The organism is Pseudomonas sp. RIT-PI-S (assembly GCF_025642975.1).
In the GTDB taxonomy this organism is placed as follows: Bacteria; Pseudomonadota; Gammaproteobacteria; order Pseudomonadales; family Pseudomonadaceae; genus Aquipseudomonas.
The window spans coordinates 121,115-142,824 of the sequence record NZ_JANZKJ010000006.1 but is presented as its reverse complement, the minus strand read 5'-3'; the positions used below and the strand labels follow the sequence as shown (position 1 = coordinate 142,824).

The 21,710-nt window shown below is 61.9% G+C and carries 16 protein-coding genes; 12 read left to right on the top strand and 4 right to left on the bottom strand.

The window, feature by feature from the left end; translation table 11 throughout:
- Complete coding sequence (locus tag OGL93_RS10915; RefSeq protein WP_263262655.1) at positions 1 to 849, top strand: HlyD family secretion protein; 849 nt, start codon at positions 1 to 3, stop codon at positions 847 to 849.
- Between the two features lie 30 nt (positions 850 to 879).
- Here the strand turns inward: OGL93_RS10915 and OGL93_RS10910 are convergent, their stop codons facing one another.
- Positions 880 to 1,776 (bottom strand): LysR substrate-binding domain-containing protein, encoded by an 897-nt coding sequence (locus tag OGL93_RS10910; protein WP_263262654.1) that lies wholly within the window; start codon positions 1,774 to 1,776, stop codon positions 880 to 882.
- 120 nt (positions 1,777 to 1,896) lie between these two features.
- On the opposite strand from OGL93_RS10910, the gene OGL93_RS10905 reads away from it, so the two are divergent.
- Entirely contained in the window at positions 1,897 to 3,087 is a 1,191-nt protein-coding gene (locus OGL93_RS10905) for an MFS transporter (protein ID WP_263262653.1), read from the top strand.
- Between the two features lie 35 nt (positions 3,088 to 3,122).
- Here the strand turns inward: OGL93_RS10905 and OGL93_RS10900 are convergent, their stop codons facing one another.
- The 3 genes from OGL93_RS10900 to OGL93_RS10890 all read right to left on the bottom strand — a co-directional run bounded on the left by OGL93_RS10900 (position 3,123) and on the right by OGL93_RS10890 (position 6,857).
- On the bottom strand, positions 3,123 to 3,935 hold the full coding sequence (locus tag OGL93_RS10900; protein ID WP_263262652.1) for an SDR family oxidoreductase: 813 nt from the start codon (positions 3,933 to 3,935) through the stop codon (positions 3,123 to 3,125).
- 85 nt (positions 3,936 to 4,020) lie between these two features.
- Complete coding sequence (locus tag OGL93_RS10895; RefSeq protein ID WP_263262651.1) at positions 4,021 to 5,415, bottom strand: PhoH family protein; 1,395 nt, start codon at positions 5,413 to 5,415, stop codon at positions 4,021 to 4,023.
- Between the two features lie 329 nt (positions 5,416 to 5,744).
- Positions 5,745 to 6,857, bottom strand: coding sequence for a polysaccharide deacetylase family protein (locus OGL93_RS10890; RefSeq protein WP_263262773.1), 1,113 nt, complete (start codon positions 6,855 to 6,857; stop codon positions 5,745 to 5,747).
- Positions 6,858 to 7,026: 169 nt separating this feature from the next.
- Between OGL93_RS10890 and yaaA the strand changes: the two genes are divergently transcribed.
- The 10 genes from yaaA to OGL93_RS10840 all read left to right on the top strand — a co-directional run bounded on the left by yaaA (position 7,027) and on the right by OGL93_RS10840 (position 21,707).
- Positions 7,027 to 7,797 carry a peroxide stress protein YaaA gene (gene yaaA, locus OGL93_RS10885; RefSeq protein WP_263262650.1) on the top strand — a complete coding sequence of 257 codons (771 nt, stop codon included), beginning with the start codon at positions 7,027 to 7,029 and terminating at the stop codon, positions 7,795 to 7,797.
- A gap of 840 nt (positions 7,798 to 8,637) precedes the next feature.
- Complete coding sequence (locus OGL93_RS10880) at positions 8,638 to 9,957, top strand: nucleotide sugar dehydrogenase (protein ID WP_263262649.1); 1,320 nt, start codon at positions 8,638 to 8,640, stop codon at positions 9,955 to 9,957.
- A 103-nt stretch (positions 9,958 to 10,060) separates the two neighbouring features.
- On the top strand, positions 10,061 to 11,542 hold the full coding sequence (gene alg8, locus OGL93_RS10875; RefSeq protein WP_263262648.1) for a mannuronan synthase: 1,482 nt from the start codon (positions 10,061 to 10,063) through the stop codon (positions 11,540 to 11,542).
- Positions 11,543 to 11,576: 34 nt separating this feature from the next.
- Positions 11,577 to 12,740, top strand: coding sequence for an alginate biosynthesis protein Alg44 (locus tag OGL93_RS10870; protein ID WP_263262647.1), 1,164 nt, complete (start codon positions 11,577 to 11,579; stop codon positions 12,738 to 12,740).
- A gap of 15 nt (positions 12,741 to 12,755) precedes the next feature.
- Positions 12,756 to 14,234, top strand: a complete 1,479-nt coding sequence (locus OGL93_RS10865; RefSeq protein ID WP_263262646.1) for an alginate biosynthesis protein AlgK — start codon at positions 12,756 to 12,758, stop codon at positions 14,232 to 14,234.
- Positions 14,231 to 15,724, top strand: coding sequence for an alginate export family protein (locus OGL93_RS10860; RefSeq protein ID WP_263262645.1), 1,494 nt, complete (start codon positions 14,231 to 14,233; stop codon positions 15,722 to 15,724). Before OGL93_RS10865 ends, OGL93_RS10860 begins: the two co-directional genes overlap by 4 nt.
- A gap of 27 nt (positions 15,725 to 15,751) precedes the next feature.
- Entirely contained in the window at positions 15,752 to 17,356 is a 1,605-nt protein-coding gene (gene algG / locus OGL93_RS10855; protein ID WP_263262644.1) for a mannuronan 5-epimerase AlgG, read from the top strand.
- An 11-nt stretch (positions 17,357 to 17,367) separates the two neighbouring features.
- On the top strand, positions 17,368 to 18,810 hold the full coding sequence (locus OGL93_RS10850) for an alginate O-acetyltransferase (protein WP_263262643.1): 1,443 nt from the start codon (positions 17,368 to 17,370) through the stop codon (positions 18,808 to 18,810).
- A 13-nt stretch (positions 18,811 to 18,823) separates the two neighbouring features.
- The gene (locus tag OGL93_RS10845) at positions 18,824 to 19,993 is read left to right on the top strand and encodes a mannuronate-specific alginate lyase (protein WP_263262772.1); all 1,170 of its coding nucleotides are present in this window, start codon (positions 18,824 to 18,826) and stop codon (positions 19,991 to 19,993) included.
- Between the two features lie 145 nt (positions 19,994 to 20,138).
- Positions 20,139 to 21,707 (top strand): MBOAT family protein, encoded by a 1,569-nt coding sequence (locus OGL93_RS10840; protein ID WP_263262642.1) that lies wholly within the window; start codon positions 20,139 to 20,141, stop codon positions 21,705 to 21,707.
- Positions 21,708 to 21,710 lie beyond the last annotated feature (3 nt).

Sequence of the window (21,710 nt, the reverse complement as noted above, 5' to 3'; positions counted from 1 at the left end):
ATGAAAAAGCTGTTCGGCCTGCTTGGCACCCTGTTTGTCTTTAGCGTGGCGGTGTTGCTCGGCCGCCTGCTGTGGGTCCATTACATGGACACCCCCTGGACCCGCGACGGCCGCGTGCGCGCAGACATCATCAACGTAGCGGCGGACGTTCCTGGCTATGTGATGGCCGTGCCGGTCAAGGATAACCAACATGTGCGCAAGGGCGACTTGCTGATCCAGGTGGACCCAGCCCACTACCAGGTGGCCGTGGACCAGGCACGGGCGCTGGTTGCCGCGCGCAGGGCGACCTGGGACATGCGCAGGCTCAACGCCCGCCGCCGCGCCGACCTGGACGCCTTGGTGATTTCCAAGGAGAGCCAGGAGGACGCCGGCAGCGTGGCCGATGCCGCCCAGGCCGATTACCAGCAGGCGCTGGCCGCACTGGCGGCCGCCGAACTGAACCTGGCGCGAACCCGGGTGCTGGCCCAGGCGGATGGGTATGTGACCAACCTGAACGTGCACCCCGGCGACTACGCCAAGGCCGGCGAGGCCAAGCTGGCCGTGGTGGATGAGCATTCGTTCTGGGTGTACGGGTTTTTCGAGGAAACCAAATTGCCCCATGTGCATGTGGGCGATGTCGCCGAGGTGCAAATGATGAGCGGCGAAACCCTCGGCGGCCATGTGGAGAGCATCGCCCGCGGTATCTACGACCGCGACAACCCGCAAAGCCGGGAGCTGCTGGCCGATGTAAACCCCACCTTCAACTGGGTGCGCCTGGCCCAGCGGGTGCCGGTGCGTATCCACCTGGATCAGGTGCCAGAGGGGATGCTGCTCGCGGCCGGGACCACCTGTACGGTGGTGATCCATTGACAGGCGGCAGCGTAGCCTGGGCCGGGTTGGCTACTGGGCGCCCTGGCCCTCGCCGGCCAGCCAGTCGACGAAGCCGCTCACCAGCCCGCCGGGATTGCCCTGGCGGGGAACCAGCGCGACATAACCGGTACGTGGCACCCGGATGTGCGCCAGCGGGGTCATCAAGCGCCCATTGGCGACGTCGAGGCTGAGCATCGGCAGCGGGCCGATGCCGATACCCAGGCCATCTTCCACGGCCTGGCGGGTCACGAAGAAATGATCGAACACTTGCCGGGGGTGGCCGGCCAGATGCTGCAGGCCGGCCGCTTCGAGCCAGCTCGCCCATTCCCCTCCACGGGTTTCGCTGGCCAGCCAGCGATGTCCGGCGATGTCAGCCGGAGTGAGGATCGGCCGCTGGTCGAACAGCGCTGGGCTCATGATGAGCGTGTCGACGTCATCGAGCACTGCAATCGCCTGGTGGTGTGGCCAGGCGTGTGCCGTAGCGGCGCCTCGGCGGATGGCCACATCGACACCGCCGCGCAACTCCTCGAGCATCGTCGACAGCGTGGTGACCACCACCTCTACGTGGGGGTGCTCGGCATGGTAGCGGTCCAGCCGTGGGATCAGCCAACGCATTGCGAAGCTGGTAGGGGCGCTGACCCTCAGCAGGCGGCGCGCGCCGGGCCGGCCACAGGCTTGCGCTGCCAGCGCCAGCCGGTCGAAGGACAGCCCCACTTCAGCAGCAAAGATCTTCGCCATCGGCGTTGCGGCCATCCGCCGGCCATCCCTTGTGAACAACCGCTGGCCAAGCCAGCCTTCCAAGGTGCTGATCTGCCGGCTCACTGCCCCATGGGTCAAGCCCAGTTCCGCGGCGGCTTCGGCATAACTGCCCGTGCGAGCGGCGACCTCGAAAATACGTAAGGCATTTAACGGTGGAAGGCGGCGCATGGCTAACCCGTGAGAAAAAAGCACGTTATACGTGAGTCTAAACCGGCTAGTCGATAAAACCTCACGCCTATAGCATGCGAAGCACGGGCGGCGGACGAGCACAGGCAGATGACAGTAAGCATGCAACCGGCAACAGCCGAAACGAACAGCGCCTGGCCGGCGCAGAAGCGCAACTTGTTCGGGGCCTGCCTGGCCCACGCGCTGCACGACGGCTACACCGACGGCCTGTACGCGTTCCTGCCGGTATGGCAGGCGCAGTTCGGCCTTTCCTACGCGGGGCTGGCCGCCGTCCGCGCGCTTTATTACGGCACCATGGGTGGGCTGCAGATCCCGGCCGATCTAGCCTTGCGGCGCCTGTCGCCGCGGGCTGCGTTGATCCTGGCCACCCTGGTGGCGGCGCTGGGCATGCTGATCATGGCGCTGCCGCTTGGTTTTTCCGGGCTTTGTGTGGGCCTGGCGGTGGCCGGCATAGGCTCGAGCATCCAGCACCCGCGAGGGTCGATGCTCGTTACCGACAGCTACGGCCAAGCGTCACGCCGCCCCCTGGGCATTTACAACTTCTCGGGCGACCTCGGCAAAGCCGTATTACCAGCACTGGTGGCGTTGCTGCTGCCGCTGCTGGCGTGGCGACCAGTGCTTGGCCTGCTGGCCGTGCTCGGGGTGATGGTGGCGGCCGCCTTGCTGGCCATGGCGCCGGCGGTGATCGTGGCTCCAGGCAACCGGGGGCAGGCACGGGACGAAGGCGGCCGAGGTGGTTTCGCCATGCTGGCCCTGATCGGCGGCCTGGATACGGCTACCCGCATGGGCTACCTGCTGTTTTTGCCATTTCTGGTGCAACAACAGGGTGGTGGCTCGCCAACCGTTGGCTTCGCGCTTGCCCTGTTGTTCATTGGCGGTGCCTTGGGGAAGGTGACCTGCGGCTGGCTCGGCGAGCGGTTAGGTGTGATCAAAAGCGTGATGCTGACCGAGGTCGCGACCGCCGCGCTGATCGCCGCAACGCTGGTCACGCCGCTGGCGGCCACGTTGGCGCTGCTGCCGCTGCTCGGGGTCGTGCTCAATGGCACCTCTTCCGTGCTGTATGGCACCGTGCCGGAGCTGGCTCGGGGGGACACCGGCCGGGCCTTCGCGGTTTTCTACACCAGCGTGGTGGGTTCTGGTGGGATCGCGCCGATTTTCTATGGCGCCGTCGCCGATCACAGCAGCCAGACCATCGGCGTGCTTGCCTCGGCGGCGACCGCAGGCTTGATCGTTCCGCTGGTCATGACGCTGCGGCCGTACCTGCGCCCGCTATCTTCCTCCAGCACTGCCTGAGGAGCCGTGCGACGGCGTACGTCGCAGCCGCCGCACTACAAGCCGAACGAACGCCGCAGCATCCGCTCCAGCAACCCTTTTGGCGCCAGCGCTGCCAATAGGGGTAGCGCCCAGCAGCCGCGGCCCACCCGCAGCAGCCGCGGGGAAGTCGGCCGGGCCAACGCCTGGGTGATGCGGGCCGCTACTTCGGTGGCGGGGGTGGGGTGGTTCTGCGAGGCCCGCGCCCGGGCGCGGATGCCGTCGCGCATGGGCCACCAGGCCGAGCCTTCGGCAATGACCTGCTCGGCCTCAGCGCTGGCGTTATCGGCGAAGCGGGTGGCGATAGCGCCGGGCTGTACCTCCATCACTTGAATGCCAAACGGCGCCAACTCCATGCGCAAGGCATCGCTCAGAGCGTGCACCGCCGCCTTCGACGCGCAATAGGCTCCTGCAAAGGGCGTGACCAACACCCCGGACACGCTGCCAATGTTGACCACCCGACCACCGCTTTGCTTGAGCAAGGGGAATAGCGCCCGGGTGAGCGTTACCAGGCTGATTACGTTGGTGTCGAACTGGCGTCGCAGCAGCTCATCGCTTTGATCCAGCAGCGGCCCCATGCCGCCGTAGCCGGCATTGTTCACTAGCACACCCAGGCCTTTGCCATGGGCCTGGAGCAGCGCCGCCAGCGCCTGGCATTGGCCTGGATCGGTGACATCGAGGCGGTGCGCGGTAAAGCCGGCCGCGGCGAGGGCTGCCAGGTCGCGCTCCTGGCGCGCGGTAGCCCACACTTCATGGCCGGCCGCGCGCAGGCTATGCGCCAGGGCAAGGCCGATACCGCTGGAGCAGCCAGTGATCAACGTAATGGACATAGGGGGGGCGCCTCCTGCGAACGAGAGGCGCCATCGTAGCCAAGCCCGCGGGCGGGCGAAACCGGTGGGTTTCGCCCGAGGGGCGTTAAAGGTGAGATTCGGCGTATTCGGCCAGGATCGACCGGGGTACGCCCTGCAAGGTGATGTGCACGCCGTGCGGGAAATCCTTGAAGCGTTCGGTCAGGTAGGTCAGCCCTGAGCTGGTGGCCGACAGGTAAGGGGTGTCGATCTGTGCCAGGTTGCCCAGGCAGACCACCTTGGAGCCGGCACCCGCTCGGGTGATGATGGTTTTCATCTGGTGCGGCGTGAGGTTTTGGCACTCGTCGATCAGGATCAGGCTTTGCTGGAAGCTGCGCCCGCGGATGTAGTTCAAGGATTTGAACTGCAAGGGCACCTTGCTCAGGATGTAATCCACGCTGCCGTGGGTGCTCTCGTCATCCATGTGCAGGGCTTCGAGGTTATCGGTGATCGCCCCCAGCCAGGGCTCCATTTTTTCCGCCTCGGTGCCTGGTAAAAAGCCGATCTCCTGATCCAGCCCTTGCACGCTGCGGGTGGCGATGATCCGCCGGTAGCGTTTGCTGACCATGGTCTGCTCGATCGCCGCGGCCAAGGCCAGGATGGTTTTCCCCGAACCGGCAGCCCCGGAGAGGTTGACCAGGTGAATGTCCGGGTCGAGCAAGGCGAACAGCGCCAGAGCCTGGTGGATGTCCCGCGGCTTGAGGCCCCACGCCTCCTGGTGCAGCAGAGGCTCCTGGTGCATGTCCAAGATCATCAGTTCGTCATGGCGCACGCCCTTGATCCAGCCGACGAAGCCTTGCTCATCAATGATGAATTCATTGATATGCGCCTGCGGCAGCACTTCGCTCAGCTGCACCCGGTGCCAGGTACGGCCGCGGTCCTGGCGAGTGTCGACCTTCTGCACCCGGTCCCAGAACGAGCCAGGCACGGTGTGGTAGCCGCGCGACAGCAGCGATACGTCGTCCACCAACTGGTCGGTGCTGTAGTCCTCGGCGGCGATGCCACAGGCCCGCGCCTTGAGCCGCATGTTGATGTCTTTGCTCACCAGCACCACGTTCAGGTCGGGCCGGCGTGAATGCAGATCGATCAGCTGGTTGATGATGACGTTGTCGTTGAGATGGTCAGGCAGCGGGCTCCCCAAGTCCCCGCGCTTGTGCATGAGAATGGACAAGTAGCCCTTTGGGTCGCCCTTGCCGCGCTGGATCGGCACGCCTTGTTCGACGGCCTGCGGCGAGGCTTCGCCGAGCACATTGTCGATCAGCCGGATGGCCTGCCGGCATTCGGCGGCCACGGATTGCTTGCCTCCCTTGAGCTTGTCCAGCTCCTCGAGGACGGTCATCGGGATGGCAACGTGGTGTTCCTGGAAGTTGAGCAGTGCGTTGGGATCGTGAATCAGGACGTTGGTATCCAGCACGTACAGAATCGGCTGGTGGGAGGAGAGCGTGCGTCCTTGTTCATCCATACTCGGTCACCTTTCGTGGGAGCCAGTCGACGCAATACCTGAGCGGTGCTGCGCCTCGAACGGCCGCCGTCACTCCAATGGGAGACCTGGCGACAAAAGCGGTGCCGGCGTGGACGCCACCTGTGTCGGCAGGGTTCGGCGGTCTAGTTTCTTAGTACCGCAAAGCTGTGACCGAACAAAGCACTTTGAAGGGTGTTTCAGGTTTATTTTTTTGTGTGACGAATAGCGCTTGGCGGGGCCGCCGCGCCTCGTTACAGTCGGAAGTCAGCTTGCGCCTTATTGGGCGCGGATCGCAGGCTTCACCAGGCAGCCGCCCCCGGCGCCTGCCGCTACGGGAAGTCGCGACAATCCTCCCAGGCAATGCCGCTTTGCGCGGTAGCCGTCAGCAGGGCAGGCACGGCAGTGCGGGCCTTGAGCTGAGCGTCATGGAACACGATGATCCCCCGCCGCCATAGCAGCATCAGGGTCAGCACCCGGTCGCTGCTGCTCTCAGCGCTCAGTTGGGTATTGCTGTCCTGGGCGTCGATGTCCCACAGCACCACGTCCAGTTGCTGGCTTTCGAAGAACTCGCCGCTGTCTTGCCGGCGCTGGCCATACGGCGGGCGGAATTGCGGCACATAGGTGTTTGGCAGTTGGCTTTGCACCAATGCCACGCTGCGCAGGATCGAGTCTTGCCAGTCCAGCCATTGGCTGTGCGAGCGGTACTGCCAACCTTGCACGCCCACGCATTGGTCGCGGTAGAGCTCATCCAGGTCCTCGGCCGGTGCGCTCTGCCGGCGTAGCTGCACGCTGTTGCCCAGCACGAAAAAGGTCGCGTTCATCTTCTGCCGCCGCAGGAAGTCGGTCATCCAATCGGTGTTGCCGGCCGCCGCGCTGGGCCCGCTGTCGAAGGTGAGCAGGAACACCCGGTCGTTGAGTTCGTCGCCGTTGTGCTCGACCTTGGAGAACGTCACCACTTCGCTGCTGATGTCCGGCAACAGCGCTGCCATGTGCAGTTGCTCGTCCAGATAGGCACGGCTGAAGGCGCGGCCGGGTTCGGCCCAGCGCGCATAGAAGGAGTCGGCCTCGACCGTGAACTGCCCGGCCTGGGCCTTGAGGTCCTCGAGGTTGTCTACCGCGTAACAGAACGAAGCGTCCTCGACACAGCTTTGCTGGGCGTGGTCGAAATTCGTCCACAGGCGCTGCCATAGCCGTTCTCGCAGGGCGTTGATCGCCGCCATGTTGATCTGCCGCAGCCCCAGCCGATCGGCGAGGGTCGATTCGTCCAGCGCCTCGCTGCTGAGCAGCTCGCGCGAGAAGCTCAGTATTTGGGCACGGGAGGCCACGTCGAAGAGGGCAGGGGTGCTTAACGCCTCCGGCCACTGCGTGCGGTCCAGGGTTGCGACCTCAGCGGGCGCGGCATGCGCTGCGAGGTGCCCGAGCGATAAGGCAGTGGCGAGCATCAATGAGGGCAAGCGCAACGAAAGGTCCTCCATGGCGGTATCCGGGCATCATAGCCAGCCGCCTGGCGGCTGTCGCGCGGGGGCAGCGCCAATCGAGGAGATAGCGACAGCGGTGTTGAAGCCAAACCCGTAACAGGCCAAGCTCGCGTCTTTTTCAAGGAGCACCCTTATGCTGTTGGTGATTTCGCCGGCCAAGACCCTCGATTACGAGACCCCCTTGGCGACCACCCGTTACACCCAGCCTGCATTCATCGAGCATTCCCGCGAGCTGATCGCAGGCTTGCGTGAGCTGTCTCCGGCTCAACTGAGCGAGCTGATGGGCATCTCGGACAAACTCGCCGGCCTCAACGCCGCGCGCTTCGGCAGCTGGTCGGCGAACTTCACCCCCGAAAACGCCCGCCCGGCCATCCTGGCTTTTAAGGGCGATGTTTATACCGGGCTGCATGCCGAGGACTTTTCCGAAGCGGATTTCGACTACGCCCAGCAACACCTGCGCATGCTGTCGGGCCTTTATGGCCTGCTGCGCCCATTGGACCTGATGCAACCGTACCGGCTGGAAATGGGCACCACCCTGGCCAACGGCCGGGGCAAGGACCTCTATGCCTTCTGGGGCGAGCGGATCAGCCAGTGGCTCAACGCGGCATTGGCCGAGCAGGGCGACGACGTGCTGGTGAACCTGGCGTCGAAGGAATACTTCTCGGCGGTAAAGCCTTCAGCGCTCAAGGCCCGGGTGATCGATTGTGAATTCCGCGACCTGAAGAACGGTGAGTACAAGATCATCAGCTTTCATGCCAAAAAGGCCCGCGGTCTGATGGCGCGCTACGTGATCCGAAACCGGGTGGAGCAGCCCGAGGGCCTGCTGGGGTTCGAAGAGGCCGGGTACCGCTACGCGCCCGCCCGTTCGAGTGCCAATAAACTGGTTTTTCTACGCGATGCATAAACTGTGATGTTAATCACATAGCCTGGCGAGCCGGTGATTTTGGCCATTTCCTGTGTTTAACGTTCGTGCAAGGTGCAAGTTGACGAAACACCGGCGCCAACAAATCAGCATTTGATCCAAGTCAAATGCATGCTCCTGTCCCCTACCTCAAAAAAACCCCAAAAAAGCCAAAAAAATTTTAGGTGCTGGCTTTTTGGGGGTTAGACGTTCTAAGTAAATGAAATTAAAGGATTTTAATGCCAATGTATGGCCTTGTGCCATCATGTTTTGTAGGAAAAATCTTGTTGGAAATTGTATGAGCGGTCCTAGCGCTCAGGAACTTCCCGGGGTATCTGTAGCTCATACGACGCGTACCGATTCTTCTCCGTGTGAGAGATGACGTACAAAGCAGGAGATCGAAGCGTCTGGATGTAGTGATTCAGGCGTGTGACTCGAAGGGACTGCCAGGCAGCCCGAAAGTTAATCTCAGGAGAGAACGCACCATAACTACCCTCAACGCAAGGCCAGTTCCGAGTTTGCTTGGCAGGCTCATTCATACGGCTTAATGCTTGATTCGCAAGGCATAACAATATCCCCGCGAAGGCAAGTAGCGAAAGTAAGTGAGCCGTTTTGTCATAAAGGCTGGCTACATTCCAGGGCGAACTCGAAAGATGGGTTCAATAAATGCCCTAGTTGAGTGCACATTCTGGGGCACTCGGACTTATATGCCTGCATTTGGTTGTGCGACAGTCGGAATGACACATTAGTTGTCACGCATCCGAGTGCCCGAATACTGCTGGTTAATTAACCCCTAGTCTGGTTCCTGAGTGGGCCGGCGTGATAAACACATGAGGTGAAGCGATGCGTATCAGCATCTTTGGTTTGGGCTATGTTGGCGCGGTATGTGCGGGTTGCTTGACTGCTCGTGGTCACGATGTAGTTGGCGTTGACGTTTCGCAGGTGAAGATCGACCTGATCAACGACGGCAAGTCGCCTATCGTCGAACCCGGCCTCGAAGAGCTGTTGGCCAAGGCTGTGAGCCAGGGCAAGCTGCGCGGCACTACTGATTTTGCCGAAGCCGTGCGGGACACCACCGTCTCGATGCTGTGCGTACCTACGCCAAGCAAGAAGAATGGCGACCTGGAACTGAACTACATCGAAGCCGTATGCAAAAGCATCGGTGAAGTTCTCAAGGAAAAAACCGAGCGCCACACCGTGGTCGTTCGTAGCACCGTGCTGCCAGGCACCGTGAAGAACGTGGTTATCCCGACCCTGGAGAAATACTCCGGCAAGAAAGCGGGTACTGACTTCGGTGTTGCGGTGAACCCTGAGTTCCTCCGCGAAAGTACCGCTATCAAAGACTACGATCACCCACCCATGACTGTTATCGGCGAGTTCGATAAAGAGTCTGGCGATGTGCTCGAAGCGCTCTACAGCGAGCTGGACGCCGAGATCATCCGCAAGCCGGTCGAAGTGGCCGAGATGATCAAGTACACCTGCAACGTGTGGCACGCCGCCAAGGTGACCTTCGCCAACGAAATCGGCAACATCGCCAAGGCTGTTGGTGTCGACGGCCGCGAAGTGATGGAAGTGGTCTGCAAGGACAAGGTGTTGAACCTGTCTGCCTACTACATGCGCCCAGGCTTCGCCTTCGGCGGTTCCTGCCTGCCGAAAGACGTTCGCGCCCTGACCTATCGCGCGGGTGCCCTGGACGTGAACACTCCGCTGCTCAACTCCCTGATGACCAGCAACGAGCAGCAAGTGCAGAACGCCTATGAAGTGATCAGCGGCTACGGCAAGCGCAAGGTTGCCCTGCTGGGCCTGAGCTTCAAGGCCGGCACCGACGACCTGCGTGAAAGCCCGCTGGTAGAGCTGGCCGAACGCTTGATCGGTAAAGGCTTCGAGCTGAGCATCTTCGACAAGAACGTTGAGCACGCCCGCATCCTGGGTGCCAACAAGGAATACATCGAGTCCAAGATCCCTCACGTTTCCTCGCTGCTCAAGTCTGACTTCAATGCCGTGGTGAACGACGCAGAAGTGCTGATCCTGGGTAACGGTGACAAAGCCTTCGGCGAGCTGCTGCAAAACCCGCCTGCTGGCAAGCAAGTATTCGACCTGGTTGGCTTCCTGAAGAAAGAAGCGACCGACTCGAACGCTAGCTACGAAGGTATCTGCTGGTAACAGCCGTAACCGCGGTGGGCCCTGTGCCCTCCGCGGTTCTTTACGCCTGCCTTAACACTTTCGAACGCCGATCCGGGCGGTCGATGAAGAGACGGATGCGGATATGTCGAGGCTAAAGCACGGCCTGCTCCAGGCTGCTGGATGGCTGTTTTACGTGGGGCTGCTGATGGGTCTGGCGCTTGCGCTGCCCCCATCGCTGTTTGATTCAGGCTCCAAGGATTTCATATTTCTGATTGGCGCCGTGGGTATCTGGCGCTACTCGATGGGTGCCATGCACTTCGTGCGCGGCATGCTGTTTTTGTACGTGGTCTATCCGATGCTGCGGCGTAAGGTGCGCAAGCTGGGCACGGATGCAGACCCGTCCCACGTGTTCCTGATGGTCACCAGTTTCCGCATCGACGCCAGCACCACGGCGGCGGTGTACAACTCGGTGATTCGCGAGGCGATCGAGTCGGGTTATCCCACGACCATCGTCTGCTCGCTCGTCGAGATGTCTGACGAGCTGCTGATGAAGTCGCTGTGGGCCAAGGCCAATCCGCCTGAGCGGGTAAGCCTGGACTTCGTGCGCATCGCGGGTACCGGCAAGCGAGACGGCCTGGCCTATGGCTTCCGCGCCATTTCTCGCCACTTGCCCGACGAACATGCCGTGGTAGCGGTCATCGACGGCGACACCGTGCTTAACGAAGGCGTGGTGCGCAAGACGGTGCCTTGGTTCGCCCTGTGGCCGAACGTGGGTGGCCTGACCACCAACGAGTTCTGCGAAGTGCGCGGCGGCTACATCATGAGCGAGTGGCACAAGCTGCGCTTCGCCCAGCGCCACATCAACATGTGCTCCATGGCGCTGTCCAAGCGCGTGCTGACCATGACTGGCCGGATGTCTGTCTTCCGCGCCTCGGTGGTCACCGACCCAATGTTCATCGCAGACGTAGAAAGCGACTCGCTCAAGCACTGGCGCCTGGGCACGTTCCGCTTCCTGACCGGTGACGACAAGTCGAGCTGGTTCAGCCTGATGCGCCTGGGCTACGACACCTTCTACGTGCCGGACGCGGCGATCAACACGGTCGAGCACCCGCCGGAGAAGAGTTTCGTCAAGGCCAGCCGCAAGCTGATGTATCGCTGGTACGGCAACAACCTGCGGCAGAATTCCCGGGCATTGGGCCTTGGTATCCGCCGGCTTGGCCTGTTCACCATGGTGGTGCTGTTCGACCAGCGCGTGTCCATGTGGACGTCCCTGCTCGGGCTGACCGCGGCGTTGATCGCGACGCTCAAGTACAGCGTTACCTTCCTGTTCGCTTATTTGCTGTGGATCGGTATCACTCGCCTGATCCTCACCATCCTGCTGTCGTTCAGCGGGCACCCGGTGGGGCCGGCCTATCCGGTCATCTTGTATTACAACCAGATCGTGGGGGCGCTGATGAAGATCTACGTGTTCTTCCGCCTCGACCGGCAGTCCTGGACACGCCAGCCGACTTCCACGAAACGCGATCTGGCCAGCTTTCAACAGTGGTTCAACACCTGGTCGTCTCGGACCATGACGTTCGCGGCAGGCAGCATCTTCGTTGCTTTCCTGTTCGCAGTCGTCTGACCGGGCCTCAATGGATTAAGTAGGAAAAATTGCCATGAATACAGCCGTAAACCCCAATGTGGTCCATGAGTCCGAAGCCCAGCGCCAGCATGCCCGGGTCCGCCTCCCAGCAAAAATCCGTTTCATCGGCCCGAACCGTGAAACCCAGGAAGCCAAGGTCGACGAACTGTCGGCGGGCGGTTTCTCCTTCCTGCCGAAAAAACCGGTGGTCGAAGGCGAGATCTACCGTGGCCGCCTGATGTTCGTGATCGACAACCTGGGCCTTGGCATGGATGTAGAGTTCCAGGCCCGTTCGGTTGAAGGCAACGGCCGCGTAGGCGCCCAGTTCCAGAACCTGGAACAGGCCGACATCGCGACCCTGCGCCACCTGATCACCTCTCACCTGTCCGGTGAGTTGGTCACCATGGGCGACGTGCTCGGCACCCTGCAGCGCGACAACTTCACCAAGGCCCGCAAGCGCAAAGCCGCCAGCAACGACATGAGCTTCTTCGGTCGTTTGCGTGCAGTGACCTTCAGCCTGGGCATCTTCATCATCGGCCTGGTGGCGTTCGGTTACATCTTCAAGTCGGTGTACAACCTGTACTTCGTTACCCACGCCGAATCCGGCCTGGTCAGCGCGCCAGGGATGAACATCACCATGCCGCGTGACGGTACTGTGTCCAGCCTGGTCGGCGCCAATGGCATCGCCCCTAAAGGCTCGCCACTGGCCAGCTTCAGCACCAGCATGCTGGACGTGCTCAAAGGCCACCTGGAAGAACAGGACCTGACCCCGCAGAAGGTCACCGAACTGTTCGGCAAGCAAATGACCGGCACCCTGACCTCGCCGTGCGACTGCATCGTGGCACAGCAACTGGTTGCCAACGGCCAATACGCCAGCAAGGGCGACGTGATCTTCAACCTGGTACCGCGTAACAGCACCGCCAACGTGGAAGCACGTTACACCTACCGCCAGATCGACGACGTACGTCCAGGCACCAAGGTTGACTTCCGCGTAGCCGGCGACGACCAAGTGCGTTCGGGCCAAGTGGTTGCCGCCACCAACCTGAAAAGCGACGACCTGTCCACCGACATGCGCGTGACCATCAAGCCTGACCAGCCGCTGGACATTAAATACGCCGGCCGCCCGGTAGATGTCTCCAGCACCCGTGGCCCTTCGCTGGACTGGCTGATCGACAAAGCCATGGCCCACGGCTTCTGAGTGAGTGGCAGGAGAATGAGTGTGGCTGACACCTTACGACATTTGCACCGGCCTGCCGTATTAGGCCTCGCCGTGGCCCTGGCGCTGGGCCTGGCCGGCTGTGCCGGCCTGCCAGACCAGCGCCTGGCAAACGAAGCCCTGAAAAACGGCAACGTGGCCCTGGCGCAGCAAAACTACCAGCAGCTGGCAGACCTGGGCTATGCCGATGCCCAGGTCGGCCTGGCCGACATCTGGGTTGAAAGCGGTGATCCGGCGCAGTTGGCCAAGGCCGAAGCGACCTACCGGGCCGCCGCGGCCACGTCGCCGCGTGCCGCGGCGCGCCTGGGCAAGCTGCTGGCTACTAAGCCGAACAGCACCGAGGCTGAACGCCACGAGGCCGAGGGCCTGCTCAAGCAGTCCTTCGCCAGTGGGGAAGGCGGCGTGTTGATGTCGCTGGCCCTGTTGTACATCCAGTACCCGCAGAGCTTCCCGCACGTCAACGCGCAGCAGAAGATCAGCGAATGGCGCGCCGCCGGTTATCCGGAAGCGGGCCTTGCGCAGATCATGCTGTACCGCGTGCAGAACACCTACGACCAGAACCTGGGCGAAGTGGAAAAGATCTGCAAGGCTGCGCTGGACACCAGCGACCTGTGCTATGTCGAGCTGGCCACCGTCTACCAGAAGCAGAACCGCGCCGAGGATCAAGCGGCGCTGGTCAAGCGCCTGCAAGACAACTTCGCCGCCGGCCGCGTTCAACCGGCACGGGTGGACGCCACCGCGCGAGTCATCGCCAACCCCGCATTGGGCACGCCGGACCCGAAAGTCGCACAGGGCCTGCTGGAAAGCGCGACCGCGACCTACCCGGGCGCGTACATCAGCCTGGCGCAACTGCAATACGACTACCCCGACCTGGGCGACACCGACCAGTTGCTGGGCTACATCGACAAGGGCCACGACGCTGACCCGAGCCGCGCCGAGCTGTTGCTGGGCAAGATTTACTACGAAGGCAAGGTAGTGCTGCCGAACGCGTTCAAGTCCGAAGAGCACCTGAAAAAGGCCCTTCCAGACCAAGTCAGCGCCTACTACTACCTCGGGCAGATCTACCGCCGCGGCTACATGGGCATGGTCGATCCGCAGAAGGCCGTGGACAACCTTCTGACCGCGGCACGCCGTGGCCAGAACAGCGCAGACTTCGCCCTGGCCCAGTTGTATTTCAACGGCCGTGGCACCGTGCCTAACCCGGTGAACGCCTACGTGTTCAGCCAACTGGCCAAAACCCAGGCGCTGACCACTCCGCAGCCGCGCCAGGAGGTCCTGGACCTGGCGAAAACCGTCGAAGAACAACTGCCACCGCAGCTCAAGCCCCAGGCACAGCAACTGCTTCAGCAGGAAGTCGCCTCTCGCGGCGTATCGCCTGCGCCGGGTATCTCCGCGATCACGCCGCAAGGCGACGACGTGGCCCCGGAAGCGGACGCCCCGCAACAAACAGCAGTTGGTGAAGGTGAAGATCTATGACCCTGAATAAATGGACGCTGGCCGGCATCGGTCTGGGCTTTGCGACACTGTGGTCCTGCCCGACCCTGGCTGCGTTGACCGCGACCGATAACTTCGGCCTGGAAGTGAAAATCACTGGCCAGTCCGAGAACGACCGTGACTTGGGCACCCGTTCCGGTGGTGACGTCAACGGCCTGGGCCTGGATCTGCGGCCATGGGCGTATGGCGAGTGGGGCAACTGGAGCGCCTACTTCATGGGCCAGGCAGTGGCCGCCACGGACACCATCCAGACCGACCCGCTGGTGCAACCGGACGAAACCGGTACCAGCAACGGTAGCAGCCGTTACTACAGCAAGGACCGTGAGGCCGAGGACAGCTACCTGGCCCTGCGCGAATTCTGGGTAGGCTACAACCGCTTGTTCACGCCTTATCCAGGCGAACAGCTGAAGTTCGGCCGCCAGCGCCTGCGTCAGGACGACGGTCAGTGGCATGACAATTACATCGAATCGCTGACCTGGGCCCTGGACACCACGCTGCTGCGCGCGGACGTGGGCGTGGGCGAGCGCTTCAGCGACTACCGCACGGACTTCTCGCGTTTGTCGCCTACCGATAAGGACCGCATGCACGTCTGGGGCGATGTCGCCTACCAGTGGGCACCGAGCCAATGGATCGGCCTGCGCGCGCACCACGTGCACGACGACGGCAACCTGGCCAACGCCGGGGAAGAAATCGACGACCTGGACAAGACCAGTAACGGCAACCTCACCTGGCTGGGCTTGGAAGCGACTAGCGATGCTTACAACCATCGCAACACCAACCAGTTCAACTACTGGGGCAGCCTGACCTGGCTGACCGGGAACCGCGACACCTTCAACCGTGCCGACAACAACGGCATCGTTACCGCCGGCGATACCTATGGCGAGCATGTCAGCGGCTGGGCTACCGACCTGGGCGTGCGCTGGCGCCTGGACCCGCAGTGGCAAGTAGGCGGTGCCTACGCCCGTGCGAGCAAGGATTACGAGCAGAACGGCTTGCAGAGCAACCGCTCCAACTGGACCGGCACCCGCTCGCGCATCAGCCGTTTCGGCGAGGCCTTCCAGGCTGAACTGGCCAACGTGCAGACCGCCTCGGTATTCGGTTCGTGGGAAATGCAGGAAGACTACGACGCCAGCCTGATCTACCACCGCTTCTGGCGGGTAGACGGCAACTCGCCGATCGGTGGCAGCAACATCAACGCCGCCTACGAGTCGGTCGATGCCAACAGTGGGGATATTTCCCTGTCGACCCTGCCACTCAACGACGGCGAGAAGGACCTGGGCCAGGAAGTCGACCTGGTAGTGACCAAGTACTTCAAGCAAGGCCTATTGCCCGCAAGCGTGAGCCAATCGTTCGACGAACCTTCTGCGCTGGTGCGCCTGCGTGCCGGTGTGTTCAAGCCCGGCGATGCCTATGCCGGCGGCGTGGACAACTATATGCACCGGGCCATCGTCGACGTTATCTGGCGTTTCTGATGGGTTCCGCCAAGGGAGTGCAATGAGATGAAGCATTCATATAGCAAGGTGCGCAAGCACGCCTGGCCAGTCGCTGTGCTGGCCGGTGCCCTGCTGGTCGCCGGCGGCACCGCCCTGGCCAACCCCGCGCCTGCGACCCAGGCCGTGGTCAAGCCTGGTACCACCAAGGAACTGCAAGCCGCCAAGACCTATAGCGTTGCCAGTGCGCCGACCGAGCCGCTCAACCTGGCACCGCCCAAGCTGCCCGACCTCAGCGGCTATACCGCCGCGGCCGCGCATGCCAAGGTCGACCGTAGCAAGAAGGGCAAGATCAACATGCGCCGCATGATGCAAGAGCTGCCGCTCAAGGCATTCATTGGTGGCGACAACAAGATGATGGCCTGGGTCGGCAAGCAGCGGGGCATCCCGCAGGCGATCTTCGTCGACGACGGCTACATCAATTTCGTTGACCTGGCCAAGACCGTGCCGAAGCAGTACCTGCGTGAAACCTCGCCAGGCGTGTGGCTGGCGCGGGTGCCGATCGTGGTCGCGCACAAGGGTGTGCTGGAAATCGACGGTCGCGTGAAAGAGCTGCGCCTGTCCCAGGACGGTGGCTCGTTCATCGTCAATGACGGCAAGTTCTTCTCCTTCGACACCAAGATCACCGGGTGGAGCGAGGCGAACAACGACCAGGCGTGGTTCAAGGACAAGAACGAGTTCCGCCCGTTCCTGGTGAGCTGGGGCGGCACCGAGACCTACCTTGTGAACACCGAGATCAAAAGCTTCGGTTACAACGAGAGTAAGTCCTACGGTGTGAGTATTTCCCAGTACACCCCGAGCATGAAAGTGCAGATGGGCCGTACCGAGCCTACCGGCTGGATCATCGGCTCCACCTTCTCGGACATGTGGTACGGGTACTACTGCTATGAAACCCGGGACTTCGTGGTCAAGAGCAACACCTACCACGACAACATCATCTACGGCATCGACCCGCATGACCGCTCTCATGGCCTGATCATCGCCGACAACACGGTGTACGGGACCAAGAAGAAGCACGGGATCATCGTGTCGCGGGAAGTGAACGACAGCTTCATCATCAACAACCGCAGCTACGACAACCACCTCTCGGGCGTGGTCCTGGACCGTAACAGCGTGGGCAACCTGGTGGCTTACAACGAGATCTACCAGAACCACACCGACGGCATCACCCTCTATGAGAGCGGCGACAACCTGCTGTGGGGCAACAAGCTGATCGCGAACCAGCGCCACGGGATCCGGGTGCGTAACAGCACCAACATCCGCTTGTACGAAAACATGGCCATGGCCAATGGCCTGACCGGCGTCTACGGCCACATCAAGGACCTGAGCGACACCGACCGCGACATCGCCATGGACCCCTTCGACGCCGAAGTGTCGATGATCGTGGTAGGCGGCGAGCTGTCGGGCAACGGTACCAACCCGCTGGCGATCGACTCCCCGCTGAGTATCGAGCTCTACAACGTGAAGATGCTGGCACCGGCCAAGCAAGGCGGCATCAGCTTCAACGGGATCCTGGGTGACCACCAGGAGGAGATCATGGACTTGCTGGTTCGCCAGCAGAAAGCAGTGCTGATCGACCCCGTCGAAAAACAGACAGACATGGCGCAGGATTAAGGAACATTTCCATGCATTCACATTTGATCAAGCTGCTCAGCCTGTCGGGCCTGGCCGCCGCCCTTTATGCGTCGGGCAGCGCGCAGGCCGCCGAAGTGCAGCCGCCTAGCTTCACCGCACAACCCTGCTGCCAGCTGTGCCCGGCCGCCGCGGACGCGAAGAACTACGTCACCCGCTACCAGAAGAACTTCACCACCCTGATCAAGGGGGAGGGCGACTGGCTCTTCCGTACCGTGGAAGACCTGCGTACCGAGTTCAAGACTTCGCCCGAAGGCTACCGGCGCATGAAGGAACTGCACGACGCCTTCAAGAGCCGTGGTGTGGAAGTGGTCATCGTGTATCAGCCCACCCGTGGGCTGGTAGATCGCGCGCACATGTTGCCGGCCGACCGTGAACGCTTTAACTACGACACGGCGCTGAAAAACTACAAGGACATGCTGGGTCGCTTCCAGGCCATGGGTTACCACGTGCCTGACCTGTCTCCATTGACCAATGAGCAACAGGCGCATGACTTCTACTTCCGTGGCGACCAGCACTGGACGCCGTACGGGGCAGAGCGCACCGCGAAGATCGTCGCCGAGACCATCAAGCAGGTGCCGGGTTATTCCAGCATCGCCAAGAAAGAGTTCGAAACCAAGCTCTCTGGGCGCATGGGTAAAACCGGCACCCTGCAGAACATGGCTGGCCAGCTGTGCGGCAGCAGCTATGCGATCCAGTACATGGACACTTTCAGCACCGAGCCCAAGGGCGAGGCGTCTGACGGCGACCTGTTCGGGGACACCGCAAGCCCGGACATGACCTTGGTCGGTACCAGCCACAGCGGCAAGAACTACAACTTCGCCGGCTTCCTGCAGCAGTACACCAACGTGGATGTGCTTAACGTTGCCTTCCCTGGTGGTGGTTTCGAAGGCTCGATGCTGCAGTACCTGGGCAGCGAAGAATTCCAGAAAAAGCCGCCGAAGATCCTCGTGTGGGAGTTCTCGCCGCTGTACCCGCTCGACCAGGAAACCATCTATCGCCAGATGATGGCGCTGATGGGCAATGGTTGCGAAGGCAAGGCCGCCGAACTCACCGGCAGTGGCGTGGTCAAGCCTAACCAGGTCACCGAGCTGCTGGTCAATGGCCAGAACGGCATCAAGGAACTGGAGAACTGGAATCACCAGGTTGACATCAAGTTCGCCGATCCTTCGGTCAAGGACTTCAAAGCGACCCTTTGGTACATGAACGGCCGCCACGAAGATATCAAGATCGAAAAACCGACGACTTCCGATACTGATGGGCGCTTCGCCTTCGAACTGCGCGATGACGCGGACTGGCCGCACATGAACCTGCTGGCCGTGGAAGTTCACGGGCCGGAAGATCCAAAGGCCGGGCCGCAGAAAGTCGAAGCGAAGATTTGCAAACGCAACGTGTTCCCCGGTGTTGCCAAGCGCAACGAACAAGCCGGGCTCTGAGGGCTGAATGCATATGTTGACTTCTCGTCTTGATTCCCGGGCCGCCCGCCGTTTGCTGGCGCCGGCCTTGCTGGGCCTCGCCATGTTCGGCTCCGCGGCTCATGCCGCGGGGCTGGTTCCGCCTCAAGGATATTACGAGGCCATCGAGAAGCCAGGGAAGGGCGGGGACTTCGAGTGCCCGGCCGTGCCGAAACCCTTCACCGGTTCGCTGCAGTTCCGCAGCAAGTACGAAGGCTCGGACAAGGCTCGTGCCACGTTGAACGAGGTGTCGGAGCAGGCTTTCCGCGATTCCACCAAGGACATCACGACCTTGGAGCGCGGCATCAGCAAGCAAGTGATGCAGTTCATGCGCGACGGCAAGCCCGCCGAACTGGACTGCACCCTGAACTGGCTCAGCACCTGGGCCGACGCCAATGCGTTGATGTCCACGGACTTCAACCACACGGGCAAGTCCATGCGCAAATGGGCGCTGGGTAGCATGTCTTCCTCCTACCTGCGGCTCAAGTTCTCCCAGTCTCACCCGCTGCAAGGGCGTGAGGCGCAGGCGCAGAAGATCGAAGCCTGGTTCGGCCGCCTGGCCGATCAAGTGGTCAGCGACTGGAGCAACTTGCCGCTGGAGCAGATCAACAACCACTCCTACTGGGCGGCCTGGTCGGTGATGTCTACCGCCATCGTCACCGATAGGCGCGACCTGTTCGACTGGTCGGTGAAGGAGTTCAAGGTCGCGGCCAGCCAGGTTGATGGCCAAGGCTTCTTGCCTAACGAGCTCAAGCGTAAGCAACGTGCGCTGGCCTACCACAACTATGCGCTGCCGCCGCTGGCGATGATTGCCAGCTTCGCCCAGGCCAATGGCGTGGACCTGCGGCCGGAAGGCAACGGCGCGCTCAAGCGCCTTGGCGACCGAGTGCTGGAAGGTTCGAAACAACCGGAAGAGTTCCAGCAGAAGAACGGTGAAACCCAGGACATGACCGACCTCAAGGTCGACAGCAAATACGCCTGGCTTGAACCCTACTGCACGCTCTACGACTGCACCCCGGACACCATCGCGCGTAAGCGCCAGATGGAACCCTTCAAGACCTTCCGCCTCGGCGGCGACCTGACCCGTACCTTCGACCCCCAACATGAAAAGGGCGAGAAGGGCAACAAAGCGGAGAAGGATGACAAGGACGACGACGGGGCCTGAACAGCCCGGTTGCAACGGCTGTAAATGCGCGATGCGGGCCGGTTAAGGCGTCTGGCTCGTATCGCACTTCCCCCTGGCCTTGGCTGGGGGGGTATGGGGGGGCCGTGAACGGCCTCCATTGTTGGAAAAACAAGGAGAGATCGGGATGGTTTTCTCATCCAACGTGTTTCTGTTCCTGTTCATGCCGATCTTCTTCGGCCTGTACTACCTGAGCGGAACGCGCTATCGCAACTTGCTGCTGCTGGTGGCGAGCTATGTATTCTACGCCTGGTGGCGCGTCGACTTCCTCGCGCTATTCGCCGCCGTGACCCTGTGGAACTACTTTATCGGCCTGCGCATTGGCGCCAACGGCGTGCGCACGAAGGCCTCTCAACGCTGGCTGTTGCTCGGCGTGGCGGTAGACCTGGCCGTGCTGGGTTATTTCAAATACGCCAACTTTGGCGTGGATAGCCTCAACGCGCTGATCACCTCGTTCGGGCTCGAACCGTTCATCCTGACGCACATCATCTTGCCGATCGGGATCTCGTTCTACACCTTCGAATCCATCAGCTACATCATCGACGTGTACCGCGGCGACACCCCCGCGACCCGCAACCTGGTGGACTTCGCTGCCTTCGTTGCCATTTTCCCTCACTTGATCGCCGGCCCCGTGCTGCGCTTCAAGGACCTGGTGGACCAGTTCAATCATCGTACCCACACCCTGGATAAATTCTCCGAGGGTGCCACGCGGTTCATGCAGGGCTTTATCAAGAAGGTGTTCATCGCCGACACCATCGCGGTGGTGGCAGACCATTCCTTTGCCTTGGCCAACCCGACCACGGGCGATGCCTGGCTTGGTGCCCTGGCCTACACCGCCCAGCTGTACTTCGACTTCTCCGGTTACAGCGACATGGCGATCGGCCTGGGCCTGATGATGGGCTTCCGCTTCATGGAGAACTTCAAGCAACCGTACATCAGCCAGTCCATCACCGAGTTCTGGCGTCGCTGGCACATCAGCCTGTCGACCTGGCTGCGCGACTATCTCTACATCACCCTGGGCGGCAACCGCGGCGGTACCTTCGCCACCTATCGCAACCTGTTCCTGACCATGTTGCTGGGCGGCTTGTGGCACGGTGCCAATATCACTTACATCATCTGGGGCATGTGGCACGGCCTGTGGTTGGGTATCGAGCGGGCGCTGGGCATCGACGCTGCACCGCGCCGCTTCAACCCGATCAAATGGGCGTTTACCTTCCTGTTGGTAATTCTGGGCTGGGTGATCTTCCGCGCCGAGAACCTGCACGTGGCGATGCGCATGTACCAAGCCATGTTCAGCTTCGGCCAGTGGTCGCTCTCTGAACTCAACCGCGCCAGCCTGACCGGCCTGCAGATCGCTACACTGGTTGTGGCCTACATCACCATGGCGATCTTCGGCCTGCGTGACTTCTACCAGGCACCGATCAATGCCCGCGCCCAGAAAGCCGCGGCTCAGCCTGAGCGCAGCACCGAGGCCAACGGCCCGGCCACCGCGCAGCCCGGGCAGATCAAGGCAGTTCCAGGAGACCAGCCCGCCATCGTCCAGGCGCACATGCCGGGGCACCAGGTGCAGCCGGCCTACTGGGTGGCCGATTGGCCGCGTTACCTCATGCGTACGTTGATTCTGCTGTTGTTCGTGGCTTCGATCCTGAAGCTGTCGGCGCAGAGCTTCTCGCCTTTCCTTTACTTCCAGTTCTGAGCG

Bases quoted from the DNA above. Each gene is read 5' to 3' on its own strand.
- OGL93_RS10895 (WP_263262651.1), bottom strand. From the start codon at position 5,415: ATGGATGAACAAGGACGCACGCTCTCCTCCCACCAGCCGATTCTGTAC.
- OGL93_RS10900 (WP_263262652.1), bottom strand. From the start codon at position 3,935: ATGTCCATTACGTTGATCACTGGCTGCTCCAGCGGTATCGGCCTTGCC.
- OGL93_RS10845 (WP_263262772.1), top strand. From the start codon at position 18,824: ATGTTGACTTCTCGTCTTGATTCCCGGGCCGCCCGCCGTTTGCTGGCG.
- OGL93_RS10850 (WP_263262643.1), top strand. From the start codon at position 17,368: ATGCATTCACATTTGATCAAGCTGCTCAGCCTGTCGGGCCTGGCCGCC.
- algG (WP_263262644.1), top strand. From the start codon at position 15,752: ATGAAGCATTCATATAGCAAGGTGCGCAAGCACGCCTGGCCAGTCGCT.
- OGL93_RS10870 (WP_263262647.1), top strand. From the start codon at position 11,577: ATGAATACAGCCGTAAACCCCAATGTGGTCCATGAGTCCGAAGCCCAG.
- OGL93_RS10915 (WP_263262655.1), top strand. From the start codon at position 1: ATGAAAAAGCTGTTCGGCCTGCTTGGCACCCTGTTTGTCTTTAGCGTG.
- OGL93_RS10890 (WP_263262773.1), bottom strand. From the start codon at position 6,857: ATGCTCGCCACTGCCTTATCGCTCGGGCACCTCGCAGCGCATGCCGCG.
- OGL93_RS10860 (WP_263262645.1), top strand. From the start codon at position 14,231: ATGACCCTGAATAAATGGACGCTGGCCGGCATCGGTCTGGGCTTTGCG.
- OGL93_RS10905 (WP_263262653.1), top strand. From the start codon at position 1,897: ATGCAACCGGCAACAGCCGAAACGAACAGCGCCTGGCCGGCGCAGAAG.
- OGL93_RS10840 (WP_263262642.1), top strand. From the start codon at position 20,139: ATGGTTTTCTCATCCAACGTGTTTCTGTTCCTGTTCATGCCGATCTTC.
- yaaA (WP_263262650.1), top strand. From the start codon at position 7,027: ATGCTGTTGGTGATTTCGCCGGCCAAGACCCTCGATTACGAGACCCCC.
- OGL93_RS10865 (WP_263262646.1), top strand. From the start codon at position 12,756: ATGAGTGTGGCTGACACCTTACGACATTTGCACCGGCCTGCCGTATTA.
- alg8 (WP_263262648.1), top strand. From the start codon at position 10,061: ATGTCGAGGCTAAAGCACGGCCTGCTCCAGGCTGCTGGATGGCTGTTT.
- OGL93_RS10910 (WP_263262654.1), bottom strand. From the start codon at position 1,776: ATGCGCCGCCTTCCACCGTTAAATGCCTTACGTATTTTCGAGGTCGCC.
- OGL93_RS10880 (WP_263262649.1), top strand. From the start codon at position 8,638: ATGCGTATCAGCATCTTTGGTTTGGGCTATGTTGGCGCGGTATGTGCG.